The organism is Terrimonas ferruginea DSM 30193 (assembly GCF_000425585.1).
GTDB classification, from domain to species: Bacteria; Bacteroidota; Bacteroidia; order Chitinophagales; family Chitinophagaceae; genus Terrimonas; species Terrimonas ferruginea.
The window spans coordinates 1-20,798 of the sequence record NZ_AUDS01000029.1 but is presented as its reverse complement, the minus strand read 5'-3'; the positions used below and the strand labels follow the sequence as shown (position 1 = coordinate 20,798).

At 48.7% G+C, this 20,798-nt stretch carries 15 protein-coding genes; 7 read left to right on the top strand and 8 right to left on the bottom strand.

The features are described from left to right. Positions 1 to 10: 10 nt before the first annotated feature. The 3 genes from H608_RS0111250 to H608_RS0111235 all read right to left on the bottom strand — a co-directional run bounded on the left by H608_RS0111250 (position 11) and on the right by H608_RS0111235 (position 8,101). Positions 11 to 4,360: a T9SS C-terminal target domain-containing protein gene (locus H608_RS0111250; protein ID WP_028787762.1), complete on the bottom strand. Its 4,350-nt coding sequence runs from the start codon at positions 4,358 to 4,360 to the stop codon at positions 11 to 13. An 885-nt stretch (positions 4,361 to 5,245) separates the two neighbouring features. Further along, the gene (locus H608_RS22095; protein ID WP_038008244.1) at positions 5,246 to 6,499 is read right to left on the bottom strand and encodes a DUF3748 domain-containing protein; all 1,254 of its coding nucleotides are present in this window, start codon (positions 6,497 to 6,499) and stop codon (positions 5,246 to 5,248) included. A 9-nt stretch (positions 6,500 to 6,508) separates the two neighbouring features. Continuing rightward, complete coding sequence (locus H608_RS0111235; protein WP_028787761.1) at positions 6,509 to 8,101, bottom strand: class I SAM-dependent methyltransferase; 1,593 nt, start codon at positions 8,099 to 8,101, stop codon at positions 6,509 to 6,511. 64 nt (positions 8,102 to 8,165) lie between these two features. Between H608_RS0111235 and H608_RS0111230 the strand changes: the two genes are divergently transcribed. From H608_RS0111230 to H608_RS0111215, 4 genes are all read left to right on the top strand, one after another. Beyond that, the gene (locus tag H608_RS0111230) at positions 8,166 to 8,855 is read left to right on the top strand and encodes an NUDIX hydrolase (RefSeq protein WP_028787760.1); all 690 of its coding nucleotides are present in this window, start codon (positions 8,166 to 8,168) and stop codon (positions 8,853 to 8,855) included. Between the two features lie 76 nt (positions 8,856 to 8,931). Further along, positions 8,932 to 9,843: an NUDIX domain-containing protein gene (locus tag H608_RS0111225; RefSeq protein WP_028787759.1), complete on the top strand. Its 912-nt coding sequence runs from the start codon at positions 8,932 to 8,934 to the stop codon at positions 9,841 to 9,843. Between the two features lie 11 nt (positions 9,844 to 9,854). Then, positions 9,855 to 11,315 (top strand): nicotinate phosphoribosyltransferase, encoded by a 1,461-nt coding sequence (locus H608_RS22090; RefSeq protein WP_051268246.1) that lies wholly within the window; start codon positions 9,855 to 9,857, stop codon positions 11,313 to 11,315. 64 nt (positions 11,316 to 11,379) lie between these two features. Next, a complete protein-coding gene (locus H608_RS0111215) occupies positions 11,380 to 11,922 on the top strand; it encodes an RNA 2'-phosphotransferase (protein WP_028787758.1) in 543 nt (180 codons plus the stop codon). Between the two features lie 75 nt (positions 11,923 to 11,997). On the opposite strand, the gene H608_RS0111210 is transcribed toward H608_RS0111215, so the two are convergent. From H608_RS0111210 to H608_RS0111195, 4 genes are all read right to left on the bottom strand, one after another. After that, positions 11,998 to 13,410 (bottom strand): DNA recombination protein RmuC, encoded by a 1,413-nt coding sequence (locus H608_RS0111210; protein WP_038008241.1) that lies wholly within the window; start codon positions 13,408 to 13,410, stop codon positions 11,998 to 12,000. A 72-nt stretch (positions 13,411 to 13,482) separates the two neighbouring features. Next, positions 13,483 to 14,517 carry an LLM class flavin-dependent oxidoreductase gene (locus H608_RS0111205; RefSeq protein WP_028787756.1) on the bottom strand — a complete coding sequence of 345 codons (1,035 nt, stop codon included), beginning with the start codon at positions 14,515 to 14,517 and terminating at the stop codon, positions 13,483 to 13,485. Positions 14,518 to 14,678: 161 nt separating this feature from the next. Further along, entirely contained in the window at positions 14,679 to 15,152 is a 474-nt protein-coding gene (locus H608_RS0111200) for an OsmC family protein (protein WP_028787755.1), read from the bottom strand. Between the two features lie 109 nt (positions 15,153 to 15,261). Further along, a complete protein-coding gene (locus tag H608_RS0111195; protein WP_155990134.1) occupies positions 15,262 to 15,738 on the bottom strand; it encodes a hypothetical protein in 477 nt (158 codons plus the stop codon). Between the two features lie 350 nt (positions 15,739 to 16,088). Here H608_RS0111195 and H608_RS0111190 point away from each other — a divergent pair, with 350 nt between their 5' ends. Genes H608_RS0111190 through H608_RS0111180 form a run of 3 tightly spaced genes read left to right on the top strand, consistent with a single transcriptional unit; the run spans position 16,089 to position 20,323 of the window. Then, entirely contained in the window at positions 16,089 to 18,683 is a 2,595-nt protein-coding gene (locus H608_RS0111190; RefSeq protein WP_028787753.1) for a phosphatidylglycerol lysyltransferase domain-containing protein, read from the top strand. Beyond that, positions 18,680 to 19,336: an AcvB/VirJ family lysyl-phosphatidylglycerol hydrolase gene (locus tag H608_RS22085; RefSeq protein ID WP_051268245.1), complete on the top strand. Its 657-nt coding sequence runs from the start codon at positions 18,680 to 18,682 to the stop codon at positions 19,334 to 19,336. The genes H608_RS0111190 and H608_RS22085 overlap by 4 nt, the downstream gene beginning before the upstream one ends. A gap of 54 nt (positions 19,337 to 19,390) precedes the next feature. Further along, positions 19,391 to 20,323, top strand: a complete 933-nt coding sequence (locus H608_RS0111180) for a DUF4421 family protein (protein WP_162142869.1) — start codon at positions 19,391 to 19,393, stop codon at positions 20,321 to 20,323. 201 nt (positions 20,324 to 20,524) lie between these two features. On the opposite strand, the gene H608_RS22080 is transcribed toward H608_RS0111180, so the two are convergent. Beyond that, positions 20,525 to 20,798, bottom strand: a 274-nt coding sequence (locus H608_RS22080; RefSeq protein ID WP_038008236.1) for a hypothetical protein, incomplete at its 5' end; no start/stop codon positions are given.

Below are 20,798 nucleotides of genomic sequence, written 5' to 3'. Positions count from 1 at the left end.
TTAAAACACATTAACGGATAATATCTACAAAGCCGGTCATCGGTTTCCGGCCGTTCTTAGGATCGATGATATAATAATAAGTACCAACCGGCGCATCTTTTCCATTGATACGGCCATCCCATGGTGTAGTGTAGTTAACGATCTGGTGGATCAACTGGCCATAACGGTTATAGATCTGCACTACACAGCCAGGATAACTTTCCAGGTATGGTATTTCCCAGCGGTCGTTGATACCGTCACCATTAGGGCTGAAAATATTCGGTATCACCGGCGTCTTGAGCAGTTTTACAAACACCGCATCGGATGTATGACAACCTTTATCGGAAACCACTTCCAGTGTATAGGTAATATCGTCTTCCGGCTTCACCACAATCGCAGAGGCAATGGAAGGATTGCTCAGGTAAGTAACAGGCGTCCAGTTGTAGCTCACCGGAATATTGCTGATGATGGTTGGCGTCAGTGTTACCTGCCCTCCTTCGAGTACTACTTTATCCGCACCGGCATTGGCAACCGGCGTCGGGTTTACCACAATTGTCTGCTGAACGGAATTGGAGCATCCGTTTGTTGCATCATACGCATACGTGATCGTGTGCGTGCCCGCTCCTGCGGCATCCGGATCAAAGTTGCCGCCTGTGCCTACACCCGTACCTGAATAAGCCGCAGTGCCGCTAAGAACACCACCGTTGAGAATCTGTGCCTGCGTGAGTACAAAGGCCGGCTCGTTGGAGCAAAGTGCCGTCAGCGGATCAAAGTTCAACTGCGGTGTGGCCCCGAGTGTGATATCACGTTCCAACACATTCACGCAGGTGATACCGGAGTAAGCTTCGTAACGCACGCGGTAAGTGCGCGTGGCCGGGCTGCCAAACTGCGGATAGGTATGCGTATACTCGCGGCCGTTGGCGGGACTGTTGTCCGTCGTTTTATTGGTTGGATCACCTGTGTAATCCCAATAAATCTCCAGGCGGATGATCTTACCCTGATCGATGGTAGAGGCATCTTTTATCACAATGTCCTTGTTGCTGCACAATGGACCGGTGTTCTGCACCGTAAAGTCTGCCACTACATTGCTGCTGTTTACCACAACGGAGCGCGTGGTTTGGGCGGTGCAACCTTCGTTGGTAGTAGCGATCAATGTGGCGGTATAAGTGCCCGCCTGTGTATAATGGTGCGTTGGGTTTTGCTGGGTCGAGGTATTCGGATTACCGGCGTTGGCATTCGGATCACCGAAATCCCATTGCCAGGCGGTAATGCTGCCACCGGCATACTGAGAGGCGTCAGTAAACGGTGCGGCTACGTCGTTGGTACAGGCATCAGGCGCTGTGAAAGCAGCAACCGGCAATGCATGAATGGTCACGGATCCCGACGTGGTAGTACTTACGCAGCCTTTGTCTGTTTCAACCTGTAAGGTAACGGTGTATGTTCCGGGGGTGGTATAGGTATTGGAAACCGTTCCACCGGTGGGTGCAAGCGTTTTAGGGCCTGTGCCGTCGCCGAAGTTCCAGGTCCACTTAACGATGTTGCCGGCGTTGGCCACGGAGTTATCGGTGAAGACGGCAGCCTGGTCTTTACAGCCGGGCAGTACCGGCGCAAAGGCGGCAACCGGCAGCGGGTTCACCACCACAGTGTTGGTGGCGATATTCGCTGGTGTTACGGATTCGCAACCTGCTGCGGATTTTACCTTCAAAATAATATTATAAGAACCGGCTGTTGCAAACGTATGGGTGAATGGTGCTCCGCTGTTACGCACATCATCGGTTACCCCGTCGCCGTTGAAATCCCATTGCCACTCGGTAACGGTGCTTCCGGGAGCCGTGCTGGCATCAGTCAGTGTGATGGTATTACCCAGACAAACCTCAGGCGCAGTAGTAAAAGAAGCCCTTGGCTCGGCATAGATCGTCGTGATATTTTTGGTTACCGGGGTAGCGCAACCGTTGTTGGAAGTAACGGTCAGTACCACATTATAAGGGCCCGTGGCCGAATAAGTATGTACACCCGGATTACCCGCTCCTGCTGCTGAACCATCGCCGAAATCCCAGGCATAAGTCAGTTGCGGACCTGTGCCATCCGGGATTGTTGCCGTAGCATTGAACGATGCATTGCCTGCAGGCAGACACACATTGGGCAATGCAAAGTCTGCGACCGGATTAGGATGAATCGTTACCTGTTGCGTGAAAGGTAAGCTGGCACAACCGCCTGCTGTGGTAACGGTAAGGCTAACCGTAAAGGTGCCTGTGGTTGCATAAATATGATTGACCGGCGCGTTGGTGTTGTTGGTTACCACCGGCGAACCGTCACCAAAATTCCAGGCCCATTTGTCGATGGTGCCTGTGGCGATCGTTGAATTGTCTGTAAAAGTAACGGCCTTCGTTGCGCAGTAAGGACCGGCCGACGTGAAGGAGGCCACCGGTGGATCGGAAACGACAACTGTTTTACGCACCGTATCGGCTTTACAACCCACATCTGTGATGAGCGTGTATTTGACTTCGTAAGAACCAGCCGTGGTGTAGGTATGCGTAGTGGTGGTTTCGTCGTCTTTTATATTGGTGTCACCAAAGCTCCAATGCTGATGGGAAATCGGGCGCCCGGACAAGGTGCCGGGATTACCCGTAAAGGAAACCGGTGAGGTGAGACAGCCATTGGTGCTGAAATTGAAATCGGCAGTTGGCAGGTCGAATACCTGGAGGTCGTAATCGATTTCCTGGTTACCGCTGCATCCGTCGGCCGTCGGGTTTTCGGCCAATACCTTGATGGGATAGATACCGGCAGCCGGTACTGTATAATTCGAAGGCAGCCTGTATTTGTATAAGGTACGTCCGTTCACAACGGTAGTGGAGGTGTAAACCGGTGCAGTCTCCGTTACGTCGGCGAACAGGCCGTTGAAGCGCCAGGTGATGCTGGTCGGTTGATACGGGAAGGTCATGGACAGTTCGAAAGGAGCGCCTTTACAAGCCGCGGGAAAATCGACCGAGGCATATTCGTTGTCTACGCTTACGTATTGATAAAGATCTTTTACGTTGGCTCCGGCAGAATAGCCATAAGACTCTGCATCGCCGAAACCGTAAGCAATGGCGTTGAAGCCGGAGTCGGACGCGAGTGTATGATATCCCTGCCCCACATTATCCAGGTATAAATAAGAATAGTTCGGATCGCCCGGGTGCGTTACCCAGCGCGATGGAGCCACGGGCACGTTGTCGAGTTTGAAGGAACTGATGCCCGTACCGCCATTGTTCATGATCACATGAATATGGTGTTGGTGACGGTAAGTGGCCTGACCTGCCAGCAGGTTGGAACTCACCAGGGTCACTTTATCGATGTTCTGTTCCACCGGGTTCAGCACGATCATGTCCGGATCGTAAGGTGCTGGGTTGCCGTTACAGCCTTGCGTGGTAAAATACTGGGTAACGGAAATCGGCTGGTCTGATTCGATCAGGTTCTGGGTGCCGTTGATGAATTCGTAGTAAATATTGTTGACAAAAGAAGCCGGGGGAATGAGTGCGCCGTTTACATACACGTTGGCGGTAGGAACGCTTTTAGCCACCCGGTAATAGTTGTTGGGGTGATTGTAGCTGGGTACCGTCAGGAATCGCTTGCCCCAGGATGCTACCGGATAAAGCTGTTGATAAAGGTTGTCGGAGCTGTTGTTGGCACAGGTTGCGGGAAGACGGATTTTGCCCGATCCCGAGAAAACAGCAATCTTTTTACAGGTGCCGCCAGCACCGGCTACTGACCGGATGTGAGAACCGCTGAGGTCAACGCCCGTGGTGCCATTACCTTGTCCGAGGATCTGGTAAATCTCTCCTTTGTTCAGGTTAACGGAATAAGTGGTGCCACCGATCCAGCCACCCTGGGTATTTCCGGAGGGAGTGATTTCCACGGTGGTGTTGTCCTCTACAGCCACCACTGTAACGAAAGAATAAGCCGGGCTTTCGTTGGAAACCTGGGTAAAACTCATCGCATAATATTCCTTGCCCAGTACGTTGACAGGCAGACATAATGTCGCACCGCTGGCCTGGCTACGGGTAATGTAGGAATAAACGACCACCGGTTTTGCGGCGGTCACGTGGATGCCCCGGTTGTAAAATTGCCCCTCGGTCTGCACAAAAGCAGTATTGGGAATAACGACCGAGATTACCTGGCCGGCGTTGAGACTACCATTCTGGATGGTGGTTGTGCCCACCTCCACGGAAAATGTAGTAGCCACATCGGAGGTAATATATAAGGTCATGGACAAGCCGGCACCACCGACGTGGTGTGAATACGAAAGCCAGAAGTCACGTCCTTTATTGGAAAAATCCTGGGCATGTAATACGGCCAATGGGCAGGCCAATGCCAGGAAAAAAAGCAGCGTCAATTTTCTCATCAGTCCAGAGCCTTGAATAGAGGCTTATGCAATTTAAGATAAAGGAACACATTGTCCAAAAACTGAAAATGAGCCGTGAAAAAAGCAATTTGAGGCCCGATCAGGTGGGCAAAATCTGCTATTCATGTCTTTTACTTAAGTTAATTAATAGATAATCTATACAAATAGATGATATTCATTGAAATAGATAATACTTTTTATGAAATAATATTAAGAGCCGTTTTAGGCAAAACCAAGGTAGGCAGGAGTAAATATCAGACACAATAAAATAACAGATAGACTAATTAAATTAATGAAAAACAGTTTTTTAAATAAAGAAAGTTGAGCTAAAAAAAATAGTAGATAAACCGGTGCAGACAAATGGCCTTTTTGCTAAAGAACTTGGATAAGAAACATCACTAATTTATCTGCCTCCTGCCCTGTTTAATCCATCCGACGACACTAATGGATAGATAAAACACACTCCTCCTCTGTGTCGTGTTTCATATTTTGGAAAACCTTCCCCTGCCCGATTTATGTGCCGGTGAAGGACAATTTTTACGAGTAGCCGCAACTTTATATTTAAAGGGAATGTAGGGATAGAAGAACCTGAGGAAGCAGGACTGACGAAAGTAAATCCGACGAAACGGGAACGAGGAAAGTAGCCCGGTTGGATGAGTTGTGGACCATTACCTGCAGTCGCTTTTTCCGGAGGGAGCCAAATTATTGACGGAAAAGGAAGTGGGAAATACGGGGCGGTTTTTGCGTTTATCCAAAAACTATCGAAGATATTGGACCGTTAAAAAAGTCGCCTTTTTGCCACAGGCATGAAAAAAGAAAGCGAAATTTTCACCTGTCAAAATTTCAGTTAGGCGGTCAAAAGTAAAGCGCAGGCGAGCTTGCCGGCTAGTCCACTCTCACCAAAAACACCTGCAAAAAACGACCTTCTGCTGCGTCGACATACCGGTTATAACAGAGCATTTTTCCGTTATTGCTCCAATTTACGGCCCCCACGGGACGGTCGTCATCTTCCGTTTTGGGTGTGATTCGCTCCGTTTTTCCGGTCATTACCTCTGTAATAAAAACGCTGTTGTCGGCTGTATATGCCAGCTTTTTTCCATCCGGGCTGAAGTTGAAAGGCCCCTGAACGGAGAAACCGTGACGCGTAAATTGTGTAATTTTTCCATCGGCCGGCGACACACCGAAGAGCTGAATATGGCCTTCCTTATCTTCCATCAGAAAGGCGATTTGTGAACCCCCGGCATTACTTCTCAGCCAGTGCCGGGGTGTTGCGCTCACCCCTTTTTCCGTAAAAGTGAGACGATGATGTTTAATCAGATCCGGCACAACCGGGAGCGAAGTTGAGGTACCCCGCAGGTCCGTTTCCGCCACCAATTCCAATATGTCCGAAGGAATCTCCGCCACAAAAATTTCCGTTTTGAGGCGCCCGTTTTCATCCCGCATTTTTCCCTGGTAAGCGATTGCGCGACGGTTTTTGCTGCTGCCGATCCAGGTCTCGTCGAAAGCTTTTTCCACTTCATCGCTGCCCGGAACTGCCTGCGCAACCACCGGTACCACGAGCATCGCGAACATTTCCCCGTTGTGATGCTCCCCTTTTTCGTCCGGTGATACGATCACCTGACGACCCGGAACCAGTATGCCGACCGTCCGCAGGCCTGGCTCCGTTACGGCATCATTGTAGGTAAAACTGATCCATTCACCATCGGCCGTCCAGGTATGGGCGTGTGTGCCGCCACGTAGCGCACCATTTGTATACGGCGCTGTCACATCACGTGCGTCAAGAAAAATAGGCTTCTGCGGATGGGCGATATCGACAGCCACACCCGTCCGGCGCGTAATACTATAGGGACTGTCTTTGCCGGCATTGCTGATTCCGTGGATAAACAACACGCGATCGGCTACCGGCGAAAAAGTGGCCGCGCCCACACCCGGACCGTAAGCCGTCTGCCCGGGCACTTTATAAAGCGTTCTGATTTCGCCGGTACCGGTGTGTACCATCGCAATAGTGCCGGTGCTGCCGATTTGCGAATCATCATTCCGGCCATCGAATACGATCCACTGATCGTCCGGGGAAAAACATTGGGTTGAATTGAGACAATGCCCTGAGGCGTCCCGCGTAAGTTGAATTTCCTTGTACATAGTTGCCTTTTATTGCCGCACACCGATCAATATCATGGTCGTTACCGGATATTCTTCAGGTATGAGCCGGTCATTTTCCAGTGTAAAAAGACGTGCATGTTGTTCCCAGCGATTCTTCACGATCCATTCATTCCGGAAAACTTTCGATCCGGTATGAATCGAAAACCCGGCAGTTTTCAGTTGCGCCTGCCATTCTTCAAAATCCCAGAAACAAAACGTTTCGTGCATCTCGCTTGTCCAGTTGTCTGTATAATCCTTGCGCGAAAGAAATTCCGTAGCATCCTGAAGGCTTACGCAGGCATATTGCTCACCCTCGTATTCTTCCCATTTAACCGGCATTACATAGCCTTCGGTCCGGCGGAAATCACGGGCAAAACGCAGAAAGCGCGCCTGCGTGGACAGTGAGGCTAGATGGTGCGCCAGTTCTTCATGCGTAGCAAATTCTTTCAGCGGTTCTTCATTTTTACCATCGGACTGGTTCAGCCACATCCGGACCGGTTTGTTTTTATCCGCCGGTCCCACCACATCGCGGTTGATCCAGACGCCGCCCGGCACCAGCTCTTCATACCGGTTGGCGATAAACTGCAACAGGTCTTCCCGGCCGCCATAGGACTCTATTTCGTGGGTGAGAGATGAGGTATGAATGGTGTTCATCGATGCCTGGGGAAATACCAATCCGGTTACGGCATTTTTCTGTGAAAAAAATACGAACGGATTGTTGAACTCGCGGTTGGTTTTGCGTTGCTGACATATTTCAAAAAGAAAACGCGACACCTCGATGCCATAGAAATCAGACTCACGCAATGAAGGTTCTATAGTGGCATATTTTATCCAGGAGCCGACTGCACAACCGATATCTCCCACCCGTCCGGGTTGAATGAAGGAGATCGTGTCGGCAAACTTCACCCCGGCGATCTCGTCCATTTGTCTGACATATACATTATAATCACGCGTTTCCGTGAGATCACCATCTTGTCCGATCATCTGATCATGAAACAGCCATTGTACTTTTTCCCCTAATCCATACTGTTGCCATATCCGGAGAGCGGCGGTATGCATTCGATCTGTCAGCCAGGCCTGCTGATCCCATGTTTTATTTTCAGCAATAAATTGTACGAGATCCCAGGGCATTTCCGTGTGGTGCGACCAGGTATGGCTATCGGATAATTCAGCCGGCAATATGGAAAAACCCAGATCGCGGTACATGGTCAATACGGGCGTAGAGCAGATCACCAATGTATTGACCGGTGATAATGTTAAACGCCCTTCGCTCTCGTGTGAAATACGTTTCAAGGTGTACGACGCATAATTACCAATCTCTCCCACATCATCGATACCATATACATACACCGGAACACCCAGCAGCTGGCCGAAGGACTGCAGCATCATCGCGCGCAGGTAAAACGGAACAGGATTGCGACGCGTATTGGAATGATTGGCTGATGTAACGGGAAACACAATTCCCTCCACCACATCCGTCCTCTCTATAGAAATTCCGTCCAGTCCGTTTACGTTACCGGGAAACGACTGCACCAGTTGCTGCAGATAAGAAAACTGAAATTGTGTAACGAGATGGTGCCGGCCAGGCATTAATAAAAACATAGGCAAAACGCGGATTAGGGTTTAAAGATAGGCATACCACCCTGAAAGTTTTTATATTGCGGGCATGAAAGAGCAAGCCGGAATCAGGGTGGCAGTGGATGCGATCGTTTTTGGTTATTCCAGGCAGGACGGAGTATCTGTGCTGCTGGTACAACGCAAATATGAACCGTATAAAAACAGTTGGGCACTTCCGGGAGGTTTTGTATTGGAAAAAGAATCACTGGAAGAAGCGGTGAAAAGAGAACTCTCCGAAGAGACCGGCATCCGCGTGCAATACCTCGAACAATTATACTCATTTGGTGATCCGGGCCGCGACCCCCGGCAACGCATCATTTCCATTGCTTACTGGGGATTGGTAAAAACGAGCCAGTTTGCGCAACTGCGGGCAAGCACCGACGCGCAGAACGCTGCCTGGTTCAATATCAAATCACTTCCTCCGCTTGCTTTCGATCATCGCACGATCGTACAAACCGGTATCGAACGGCTGCGCAGCAAAATCCGTTACCAACCCGTTGGCTTCGAACTACTCGACCGGAAATTTCCTTTTGCCGAACTCGAACAACTCTACACGGTGTTACTCGACCGCCCTATCGACCGGCGCAACTTTTCCAAAAAAATAATGGCACTCGGTATTCTTGATGAAACAGACGAGGTAGCCAAAAGCGAAGGGAAAGGCCGTCCGGGCAAACTTTTTCAATTCAATAAGAAACGTTACCAGGCGCTGTTAAAAGAAGGCATCAGTTTCGAAATCTGATATTTTGCGTATTTTTTACACAAATTATTTGGCCGTAATTCCAGGCGGTTTTATATTTGCGTAAATATTACACAAAATGAAACAGACAGCCGTTATCATCGCCAGGTTTCAGACACCTTATCTTCACGACGGGCATCAGCATCTGCTTCGCGGAATCAGGGAACAACACAAGAAGATCGTGGTGGTGTTGGGCGTTGCGCCTGTACGTTTTACAAAGAGAAATCCTTACGATTTTCATACACGGGAGAAAATGCTGAAGGCATTTGACCCGGAACTGATCATTCTTCCTTTGCCCGACAAACGCTCCGACGAAGTGTGGAGCCGGTCACTCGATCAGCTACTCCGCACCACCCTTCCCGGTGAGTCTTTTATTCTATACGGCAGCCGTGACAGTTTCTGCACCAGCTACAAGGGCGCATTTGAAACGATGGAATTGCCAGCCAGCAGTGCGCACAATGCCAGTGACATACGCGAGCAATTGGCTGATCACGTTTTAGCCAGCGAACCATTTCGCATGGGTGTGAATTATGTATGCCAGAACAGTTACTCCCGTCTCTTTCCTACTGTTGACATAGCGGTGATCGATGAAACAAACAATACCGTATTGATGGGTCAGAAATCCGAAGCAAGTGGCTGGCGGTTTCCCGGTGGTTATTGTGATGTAACCGATCAGCAACTGGAAGACGCGGCACTCCGTGAATTAGCAGAGGAATGCGGTGATGTCAAAACCGGTCCGCTTCACTATGTTGGTTCGTTGAGGGTAGATGACTGGCGTTATCGCCATGAATCCGACAAGATCATGACCACATTTTTCATCACAAAACTCAAAGAAGGACAACCGCAAGCCGGCGATGATCTGGCCCGTGTAACGTGGATTCCCATCGATAAGCTTCCTTCACTGATAACGCAGCAACAGATCATCCACGAGCATGAGCCCCTGTGCAAAAAGCTGCTGCAATTCCTGTCCGACAATCCTGTTCACTTCTAAACTCTTTTATCATGAACTCCTCCAATCTCCTCCTCTTGGCCGACGCTTATAAATACTCACATCACCGTTTGTATGCACCCGGCACGGAAAAGATCTACTCCTATCTTGAAAGCCGTGGCGGTGCTTTCGAACAAACCGTTTTCTTCGGCCTGCAATACCTGTTGAAAGAATATCTATCAGGTGTGGTTGTGACAAAAGAAAAAATAGACGAAGCGGAAGCAACCATGAAAGAAGTATTCGGCCGCGATGATGTATTTGACCGGTCGCGTTTTGACTACATCCTGAAGCGGCACCACGGCCGCCTGCCTGTTCGCATCAAAGCCGTTTGGGAAGGAACAGTGACAGGCACACATCAGGCATTGATGACGATCGAAAACACCGACCCCAACTGTTACTGGTTAACCAACTTCCTGGAAACATTGCTGATGCAGGTATGGTATCCTGTAACGGTTGCTTCGCAATCATACGAGATAAGAAAGATTGTAAAACATTATTATGATGAAACGGCCGCCACTGAAGCTTTGGATGGTATCGACTTTGTATTGAATGATTTTGGATTCCGCGGCGCGAGTTCGGTGGAAAGCGCTTCGATCGGAGGTGCCGCGCACCTGTTGAGTTTCCGGGGCAGCGATACGGTGATCGCCAATCAATGGCTGCGTAAATATTATAACGCGCCTGTTGCAGTGGGGCGTTCCGTGCCCGCCACCGAACACTCGGTTTGTACCTTGTTGGGAGAAGAAGGAGAACTGGAAGTATTTCGTCACGTGCTGGAAAGTTATCCCGAAGGAATTGTATCATGCGTGTCCGATTCATTCAACATTTTCCGGGCCTGCCGTGAATACTGGGGTACCGAATTAAAGGAGCTGATCCTTTCGCGTAAAGGCACCCTGGTGATCCGTCCCGATAGCGGTGATCCGGTCTTTACCCTGTTGCGTGTATTCGATATCCTGTTTGAAAAATTCGGTTATACAATCAATGACAAAGGTTATAAAGTATTACCACCCCAGGTGCGTGTGTTGCAGGGAGACGGGCTCAATCTGTCAACGATCCGTCTGATCTACGGAGCACTGACCGTCAATGGCATTTCCGCAGAAAACCTGGTACTGGGAATGGGTGGTGCGTTGCTACAAAAAGTAGACCGCGATACGTTGAAATTTGCGCTGAAATGTTCCTACGCAGAAATAAACGGCCGGGGCGTGGATGTACAAAAAAATCCTGTCGAGCTCGACCATCACGGGCAACTGGTTCATTCGTTTAAGGCGTCGAAATCAGGGCGACTGAAATTGATACAAAACGGTAATGAGTATCTTACAGTCCGCGAAGAAGAAGCACCTGAAACGGAAGATCAACTGCAATTGGTATTTGAAAACGGAGAACTTTTCAATGAGACCAGTTGGGAAGATGTACAGGAACAGATGAAGGGCTTGCGGGAAGCAGAACCTGAAACAGCCGTTGTAAGTAATAAGTATTAAGTAGTAAGTAAAAAGACGCCTGCAACGATGGGCGGTGCCATTTTACCTGTTAACAAGTCACAAAATGGAAAAAACACTCAAATCACTCAGCAAGCAACTTAGCTATATACTGCGACATCATCCCGGGTCGATCGGACTTGCCACCGATCAGGCCGGTTGGGTAAAGGTGGAATCGTTATTGAAAAACCTAAAAGAACACGGATGGGAAGTAAATCGCCAGATGCTCGACACCGTTGTAGCCACCAACGAAAAGAAAAGGTTTGCCTATAGCGAAGACGGCACACAAATCCGCGCCAGCCAGGGGCATAGTATTGAGGTAAATCTCGAGCTGGCCGAACAAACTCCACCACCCGTTCTCTATCACGGTACTGCGGAAAGAAATGTTTTGTCAATAAGGGAAAAAGGATTATTGCCCGGAACCAGACAACATGTTCACCTGACAGACAATACGGACACAGCCAAACAGGTCGGGCAAAGGCACGGCAAACCTGTTGTTCTTCATATTGATGCAGCATTGATGAATGCTGATGGATATGTTTTCTTTTGCTCCGCTAATGGTGTGTGGCTCACCGATGCTGTACCCGCGAAATATGTGAAGGAGGTGTAGGCAGGGATGTAAAGCCGGCACCCTTGGTTATGTACACTTATTACACCACTCACCATTCACTATTCATCCATTGGCTCATTCCTCCTCCGACTCCTTCACCAGGCTATCGGGTAACTGAAGATTGGCACTCGCGCCCATCTTGCGCAACTGCTCTGCCTGCCGCACCAGGTTGCCGCGACCGCTGCTCAATCTTTTCATGGCCTCTTCGTGTTGCTCTCCGGCTTTGCGTATATGCACGCCCACCTGGGAAAGGCTTTCGGCGAAACGAACAAATTTATCATACAGCGCACCCGCTTTCTCCGCGATCTCTATCGCATGCTGGCTTTGCCGCTCTACTTTCCATAGGTCGGCAATGATCTTCAGCACCGCCAGCAGGTTCGTCGGACTAACCAGCAGGATTCTTTTATCATAAGCGTATTTCCATAACAGCGTATCCTCTTTCACTGCGAGGAGAAAGGCGGGCTCCACCGGAATGAACAACACCACATAATCCAATGCATTCCCTGCATAACGCGGATAATTTTTTCCACTCAATCCATCGATATGCGAACGCAGTGAACGCAAATGTTCGCGGATGGCCGCGGCCTGTTCTTCAACCGTAACGGAGCGTGTGTATTGCTCGAATGCCACCAGCGAAACTTTGGAATCGATGATTACTTTTCGCTGATCGGGGTATACCACCACTACGTCGGGTTGTAAGGAGCGGCCATTTTCATCTTTCAATACATTACCCGCCGTATCACGCAAAAAGTCCTGTACAAAATATTCGCGACCACTGGTAAGGCCACTGTGTTCCAACAGACTTTCCAGTATCATTTCGCCCCAATTGCCCTGTGCCTTGTTATCATGCTTGAGTGCGCGCGTGAGATTATTGGCTTCTTCACCCAATTGTTTATTCAGGTCGATCAATGATTTCAATTCTTTTTCCAGGGAAAAGCGTTCCTTGCTTTCTTTATCGTAGGTGTCGGCTACCTGTTGCCGGAACTCTTTCAGGTGCAGTTGCAGCGGATCGAGGATATTTTTCATTTTCTCTTCGTTGACCGCGGTGAACTCCTGGCTTTTTTCTTTCAGAATTCCATTGGCCAATAACCTGAATTCATTGCGGAATACGTCCGAGAATTCTGTAAGCTCGCGTTTTTGCTCGGCGAGTCTTGTTTCGGCAGCGGCTAGTTTTTCTGTAAGCCGCGCGAGATTCATCCGGCTCTCGCTAAACGCCGATGTCTGCTGTTCGAGTTCTGTTTTATATTGCTGAGCTTCGGCATGCCGGCGTTCGAGCTGTCCGCGGAGTTCGCCTGCCTGAATAGCGGATTGTTGTTTCTCTGCAACCGCATGCTGGTATTGCTGTTGCCACTGCACTTTTTCTGTTTCGGATGAACGCAACCTTTCTTCCAGCATTCTTTTTGTTGCCGCAGCCTGCGACCTTGCGATCAGCCAACCGGCGGTTAAACCAAGCGCGACGGCCACGAGGATATAGATCCATTGTTCCATAATTAGTCAGGAGTTAAGTGCAAACGAAAGTAGCGGGTTCCGCATCAATATGCAACCCGGATTTTTCCGGCATTATTTGCCGAGCGCTTTGTGAATGGCTGGTGCTACTTTGGTGCCAAGCAATTCGATGGCGCGCATGAGTTCTTTATGTGGCATCGTGCCTACTTCCATCTGAGCTAAAAAACGGTCATGACCGAATAATTCGTGTTCATAAAGAATTTTATCGATCACTTCCTGCGGATCGCCGACAAGCAATGAGCCTCCGGGAGCACGCATTCTTTCAAATTGTGCACGGTTCATGGGAGGCCAGCCGCGCTCCTGTCCTATTTTACTCATTACATAAGCATAAGGACCATAATAAATATCGGCAGCAGCCTGACTGGTATCGGCAACAAATGCGTGAGAGTTGATGCTTACTTGTAATTGATCCCGGGCAAATCCGGCAGCTTCACCGGTGTCGCGATATAATTGCACAAGCGGTGCAAATTGGCGCGGATCGCCGCCAATGATCGCAAAGGCAATTGGCAGTCCGAGTTTGCCAGCCCGGATAACAGAACCGGGCGTACCGCCTACCGCAATCCAGACCGGAAGCGGATCCTGCAGCGGACGCGGATATACGCCCAACCCTTTTACGGGCGCGCGATGTTTGCCTTTCCAATTTAATTTTTCGTTGGAACGTATTTCCAGGAGCATTTCCAGTTTTTCCGAAAACAGGCTATCGTAATCATCGAGCGAATAACCAAATAAGGGAAATGATTCGATGAATGATCCGCGGCCGGCCATGATCTCGGCACGGCCACCGGACAAAAGATCAACGGTTGAGAACTGCTGAAACACACGCACCGGATCATCGGAACTCAATACTGTAACGGCACTGGAAAGACGGATATTTTTTGTTCTGGCGGCGGCCGCACCCAATATAACTGCCGGAGCCGATGCCACGTACTCGGGCCGGTGATGTTCTCCCACTGCAAAAACATCCAGTCCTACCTGGTCGGCGAGCTCCACTTCTTCCAGCAGGTCAGCCAAGCGTTGTGCGGCAGAAATGGTTTGGCCGGTTTGCGGATCCGGCGTGCGGTCTACGAAAGTGTATATGCCTATTTCCATAAAGTACTAAACAGTTTTGGCAATGGAAAGGTTTGGTGAGAGAAGGCGTAAGGGCTAAGGTGTAAGGTATAAGGTAATAGGTTCAATAACCTTGATTCGTGTATACACGAATCAAAGGCGGAAAGCAATCAAACCATCACTGTCCATTGACCATTCACCATTCACCATTCACCATTCACGATTGACGCTTCATGTCTCACGGGAAAATTCAACGAATTGGCTATGAAACAAAGTTCATTGGCCCTTTTGTGCAGCTCATTTGCTTTGGCAATCATGGACGCTTCCGTCACTTCGATTTTCGGGCGAAGGGTGATGCCGGTAAAACGTCCGCCGCCATCTGCTGTCTCGGCCATCTCACCTGCGGGATTGTCTTCGTAGCTCACCACTATCACGCCGGCTTCTGCACACAGATGCAGGTACCACAACATATGGCAACTGGAAACCGAAGCCAGTAAAAGTTCTTCGGGATTGTAGCGCGCAGGATCGCCGCGGAAAGCAGGATCGGATGAGCCGGGAAGTTCGGGCTTGCCGCTGATACGTATTACATGATCGCGTTTGTAAGCGGTATAACCAGAGGTTCCGTTGCCTTTATTGCCCGTCCATTCCAGTTGCAGGGTGTATTGATGAATTTTCATTTTAGTGAATGGTGAATGGTGAATCGTCAATCGTCAGTCGTGAATAAATCACTCATGCACTTATAACTTATTACTTACTACTTACTACTTACTACTTACTACTTACTACTTACAACCTCATCTTCACCACCTTCCTCATATCGGCAAACACATCGGTAAAACCTGCCGGAGCCGGGCCACGCACTTTTCCTGTGGTATCCAGGGTATAATGCAATGTCGTATCCAAATGTAATTTATTATCGTTGTCAGACATCAATATTCCTTCTTCAAAAGAATATTGTTCTTCTTCCACCTTCACACTGTCGCCACTGAACGTATAGATCAATTTACGTTGACCGGTTTCACCTGCGAGCAAAAGAACACATTGGTTGAGTTGTCCTTTCGTGTAGCGGGCAGTTGCTTCGCCTCCTTCAAGCGAGAGTTCCGCGATATCATAAGTAATCACGGAGTCGTCCGCATTACCTGCCGCAACAATGGCCGGTGTATCTTCTGCCAATTTTGTTTTGGTATTACCACATGCCGCAACAATCAGCAGCAGCATACAATAAAAAATAAACAGGGGGTGGATAGAGAGACTATTTTTCACGGCAACAATGTTTTTCGTTTCCGCCGGACCGGCGAAGTGTCAAAAATAAAAAAAGGCCGGATATTCCGGCCCTGTAGGTTAAGGTTTAACAGATATTGGTCGCAAATCACCAGTCGTAGCCAACTTTTTACAAATAGCGGCTTTAAATAAAAGGTTCTCACGGAATTCTGTCATAAAGTTTCGTCGGTTCAGCCGCCGGATCAATACATAATTTGTAGTAGACAAACAGGCGCTGTGCCTGTCCGGCGTGCGTTTTTGCCTTTCCGGCGATTTAACATTTTCACTCCTGGCAACGGCGCTATTTTTACCCCGTAAAAACTATCCGGCAGATCGTTTGCTCCCGGAGACTTATGAAGAAAATATTCAATTCACTGCGAAAGCTCTTGCGCACGCCATCGTCTAAAGTACGTTGGAAGGAAATAATGGCATTGCTGGTTTTGTTACTTGCCGTTGTTTTTTTCCGCAGCGAACGAAAAGAACTGGGCAATATTGTTCCTCATCTGAAAGCTGCTGATCCCTTCTGGTTGATCATGCTTTCCGCATTCACCGCGCTCACGTTTCTTTGTCAGGCAGGTATTTACCGAAACAGTTTTGCGGCCACCGGGCGTGCACTCTCATGGCCAATGGCCCTGCAGCTTTACCTCAAAAGAAATTTCCTTGGCGTATTTCTGCCCGCTGGCGGCGTAAGCGCTCTTGCCTATTCTCCTTCACAGCTACGTAAGTCGGGATTTTCGACGATCCGCATACACCAGTCCGGCGCTTTGTTTGCTTTTGCCAGCCTGGTTTCAGTTTTTGTTGCCGGTCTGCCAATCGTGGGCATCGCGATGAGCAGCAACTCCAATCTTCATGAAGCCTGGCTGGCGCTGGTTGTGTTGGCTGCCCTGATCGGATTGATCCTGCTGGCTATACGGTCGTTGCGAACCAAAGGAAAATTGTATCAAACGATCATCAGACGTTTTCCCTCTTTCGCCCCAACCATCACGGAACTATTCGATACCAATATCAACTATCGCCGTTTCTTTATCGCCATTCTTTATTCCGTTGGTGTAGAATTATGTGGCATGCTGACCATCTGGGCAGCCATGCAGGCCCTGGGATTTCCCGCGCGGGTGGAAGTTGCCGCAACCGCCTATATCATAAGTATCCTGATGAGTGTGATTTCTCCTTTCCTGCGAGGTCTCGGCGCTGTGGAGCTGGCACTTGTTTATATACTGGGACAATACGGATACATAGGTGTGGCAGCGCTCTCCATCACTGTATTGTACCGCGTATTTGAATTCTGGTTACCGCTGGCATCCGGTTTTATTGCCTTTGTGTGGAAAGCGAAGAATATTTTTCTCCGTGCCTTTCCTGCGCTGCTCACGTTTACGCTGGGTATCGTCAATATCATTTCAGCTATAACGCCACCAATTAATACGCGGATGCATTGGCTGCACAACTATGTTCCGTTATCCTCCATTCATGCGACCAACCTCCTGGTACTATTTGCAGGTCTCGCCCTGTTGGTAACAGCCGCTTTCCTGATCCGGGGAATGCGCAACGCCTGGACATTTGCCGTGGCGCTCGCGGTAGTTTCCATCGTCGGCAACCTGGTAAAAGCGCTCGATTATGAAGAATCCATCCTGTCGGTGGTCACCTTGCTCACTTTATTGTTTACAGCCGATCAGTACCGGAGACGGAGCAGTAATAAATGGATGCGAACCGGTATTCAGTCGTCTGCCATTGTATTCGGTTCTGTATTGTTTTTCGGTTTTATCAGTTTTTATTTTATAGATAAAAGGCATTTCAATATCGATTTCACGTGGCGGCAGTCATTGATGTATACGTTCAGAATGTTTGTATTGGTGGACGACCCCGAACTGCATCCCGTTACGCGGTTTGGTCATGAGTTTACAATGCTGATCCGTTTCCTCGGATTTTTCACCTGGGGTTTTTTCTTTTTCACACTGATGCGGCCCTTTCGTCAGCAACATGCCGCCAGTGAAAGCAACCGGGAAAAAGCGCGATTGTTATTGGAACAATACGGTCAATCGCCAATCGATTATTTCAAAACCTACAAAGACAAACTCATCTTCTTCTCCGACCTGTACGATGCTTTTATTGCTTATCGTATTGCAGGAGGATTTGCAATTGTACTGGAAGAGCCGGTGTGCAGTGAAGAGCATAAAGTAGATGTGCTAAAGGAATTTGACCAAGAATGTAAGAAAATGGGATTAAAAACCGCCTTTTACAGAGTGGATGAAAACGGCATTCCCTGGTTCAACCAGCTAAGCAAACAAAAGCTGATGATCGGACAAGAAGCGATTGTCGAAGTAGATAAATTTTCATTAGAAGGAAAGGAACGTAAGTCGCTGCGGAACGGATTGAATGCACTTCAGAAAAAAGGCTATACGGTCGCGCTGTATACCGCGCCACATACGCTTTCTTTTGTGAAAAATTTAAAGAAAGTTTCCGATGAATGGCTTGATGTGTACGATGTTGAGGAAGTAGTTTTTTCGCAAGGCATGTTTGACGAAGAGGAATTACGGAAACAAGATATAATAGCCGTGCAGGATGAAAACGGTGCCATCAAGGCGTTCCTGAATATCATTCCCGATTATGCAGGTGAAGACTGCACCTACGACCTGATCCGTAAAACAGAAGATGCACCGGGAGCGGCGATGGACGCGTTGATCGTCCGGCTCGTTGAGTATGCAAAAGAGCATCGTAAACAATACGTCAACCTCGGGCTTGCGCCGATGACGGGCATTACTGCGCCGGATAATACGGCGGAACGTATCATCCGGCTGGCATCAGAACGTATCAGGCGTTTCCGGCATTATAAAGGTCTCCGGGAGTTCAAAGAGAAGTATGCTAATATCTGGGAAAATAAATACCTCGTTTATGAAAACGATTTCGATCTGTTGCAACTGCCATCTGCTTTAAATAAAGTGATCAAACCATGAAACTTCTTTTATCCTTATTGAGCATTTTTATGCTGCCGGTTGTGAATCCTGTTGCGGCGCAATCAACCATGCCCTTAAAAGAATGGACAAATAAATCCGACTCGTTGCTGGTGTTTTATATCAGTGGGGATGGCGGCATGAATAGTTTCTCTACTTCTTTGTGCAGTTCGGTCAATCAGTCGGGGCACAACATTACGGCGCTGGATGCCAAAAGTTATTTCTGGCGTAAGAAGACACCGGAGAAAAGTGCAGCGGATGTAGCGGCTTATATCCAATCGCAGCCGCCTTCGCGCCAGATCGTGCTGATCGGGTATTCTTTTGGCGCCGATGTGTTACCATTTATTGTCAACCGTCTTCCCGATGCTGTTCTCCGGCGGGTGCGTTCGGTGATTATGCTGTCACCATCCGCTTCCACTGATTTCGAAGTGAAGATCAGTGGGATGTTGGGGTTTAGCGGCAAAGGCAGTTGGGACGTTGCGGCTGAAATTGGCCGTTTGCGGTCACAAAAAAATGTTATCATTGCCGGGTCTGACGAGAATAGCGATTATGGCAACAAGAAAAACAGGAACTATTCGTTTCAAACCTTACCTGGCGGACATCATTTTGGCGACAATGCCTCCGATGTTGCCAGAACCATTATCAGTCACTTTTAAGCAAGAGTCGTCTTGAAGTTTCCTACTGGTTTAATTATACTTTTTTGTTTGTTTGTGGCGGAGATTGCTGCAGCGCAAGGTTTCCACGTCGACTCTGCTTATATACAGTCGTTTGACAAACAAAACAATGTTGAGTTCAATGCGGGCACATCGCGCAACCGTTTCCAGTTTTCACAAATCGGTATGAACAAAACGGGCTTCCGGATGTTGGCTAACACAAGTGCTTATGCGGGCGTCAACTTGTCTTATAAATGGTTGTCGTTACGTTATTCAACGGCGGTACCGGGCACGCGACTGGATCAGAAAACGCAGTTGAAGTATACCTCTTTGTCTTTTACATTTGGTACGCGGCGCTGGCGGTTCCGTCCTTTTTATGAGCGTTATAATGGGCTGTTGATACCGGGTGATGTTCCGCGTAGTTATGAGCCATTCAAGAATATCCGTTTTACCGGATTCGGATCTGACTTTTACTGGTATGCCAACCCCAGGAAATATTCCTTACGCGCTGCCCGTTCCATGTCTGAAGCTCAATTAAAACGTGCAGGATCGCTCTTTGCGATTGTGACACCGATGTGGCAGCAAATCAACTGGCAGCAGCCCAATCCTGACTTTATCACCGACGAGGAGACTTATAAATTACTGTCATCAAATCCGTCCTGGATATCGGTAACAGCGCAGGTTGGCTATGGCTATAACTTTAGTCTCGCCAATGGTAAATGGATCGTGTCACCGATCATTGCTGCAGGTGGAGGTTTTTTGAAAGAGACCTATCATATCCGTCACAAGATCCAGGGGATCTCGCTTGCGCAGGCTTTGATCAGCGGTGGATATAACGGCAGGAAGTATTACTGTTATTTATCCGGTAGCTGGAGCATTCAACAGAGCCGCTTGCTGACGCGTAAGATGGAACGGTTGAATACACGCGTGTCGTTAACGGCTGGTGTTCGTTTTGGTGATCTGAAGAAGAAGATACTGGGGTTGCTGTGAATCGTCAATCGTGAATAAGCCATGATGAAGATTAATAAGCCAACGGCCATTTTTACTCACTAAGGATTCCGAAAGACGGGCAATGCTTTTCCCTTCGCCTTCTGTTATTTGAGAGTACCTGGTGGTTCGTGATAACACCATAGCCGTCAACTTAAGGGAAAGACAAAACCCTGCGGTTATCCGCAGGGACAATTTTTTTCCTCATATCTTTGGTTTTTGTTTTTGAAGCCATCGGCATTGGTCGTTACCTGTGTGCTGATGGCTTTGTTTTTTGTAGTACTGCAAAGATAAAGTGTTCCGGGTTTGGGTATCGGGTATTTGTAATAGTTGTTGCAAAGACACGGTGTTGGTCTTGGTTTCTTTGTCGCCGTATAGCACCACCAGTTTGGTGGTTTCTATCAGCCAGCTTTTGAGCCGTTGCCGGCTGCGGCCGATCACCTGTCGCAGTGGTAAGGCCATCGCTTTTATTATCGCC

Bases quoted from the DNA above. Each gene is read 5' to 3' on its own strand.
- H608_RS0111235 (WP_028787761.1), bottom strand. From the start codon at position 8,101: ATGTTTTTATTAATGCCTGGCCGGCACCATCTCGTTACACAATTTCAG.
- H608_RS0111210 (WP_038008241.1), bottom strand. From the start codon at position 13,410: ATGGAACAATGGATCTATATCCTCGTGGCCGTCGCGCTTGGTTTAACC.
- H608_RS0111225 (WP_028787759.1), top strand. From the start codon at position 8,932: ATGAAACAGACAGCCGTTATCATCGCCAGGTTTCAGACACCTTATCTT.
- H608_RS0111190 (WP_028787753.1), top strand. From the start codon at position 16,089: ATGAAGAAAATATTCAATTCACTGCGAAAGCTCTTGCGCACGCCATCG.
- H608_RS22095 (WP_038008244.1), bottom strand. From the start codon at position 6,499: ATGTACAAGGAAATTCAACTTACGCGGGACGCCTCAGGGCATTGTCTC.
- H608_RS0111250 (WP_028787762.1), bottom strand. From the start codon at position 4,360: ATGAGAAAATTGACGCTGCTTTTTTTCCTGGCATTGGCCTGCCCATTG.
- H608_RS0111215 (WP_028787758.1), top strand. From the start codon at position 11,380: ATGGAAAAAACACTCAAATCACTCAGCAAGCAACTTAGCTATATACTG.
- H608_RS0111200 (WP_028787755.1), bottom strand. From the start codon at position 15,152: ATGAAAATTCATCAATACACCCTGCAACTGGAATGGACGGGCAATAAA.
- H608_RS0111230 (WP_028787760.1), top strand. From the start codon at position 8,166: ATGAAAGAGCAAGCCGGAATCAGGGTGGCAGTGGATGCGATCGTTTTT.
- H608_RS22085 (WP_051268245.1), top strand. From the start codon at position 18,680: ATGAAACTTCTTTTATCCTTATTGAGCATTTTTATGCTGCCGGTTGTG.
- H608_RS22090 (WP_051268246.1), top strand. From the start codon at position 9,855: ATGAACTCCTCCAATCTCCTCCTCTTGGCCGACGCTTATAAATACTCA.
- H608_RS0111205 (WP_028787756.1), bottom strand. From the start codon at position 14,517: ATGGAAATAGGCATATACACTTTCGTAGACCGCACGCCGGATCCGCAA.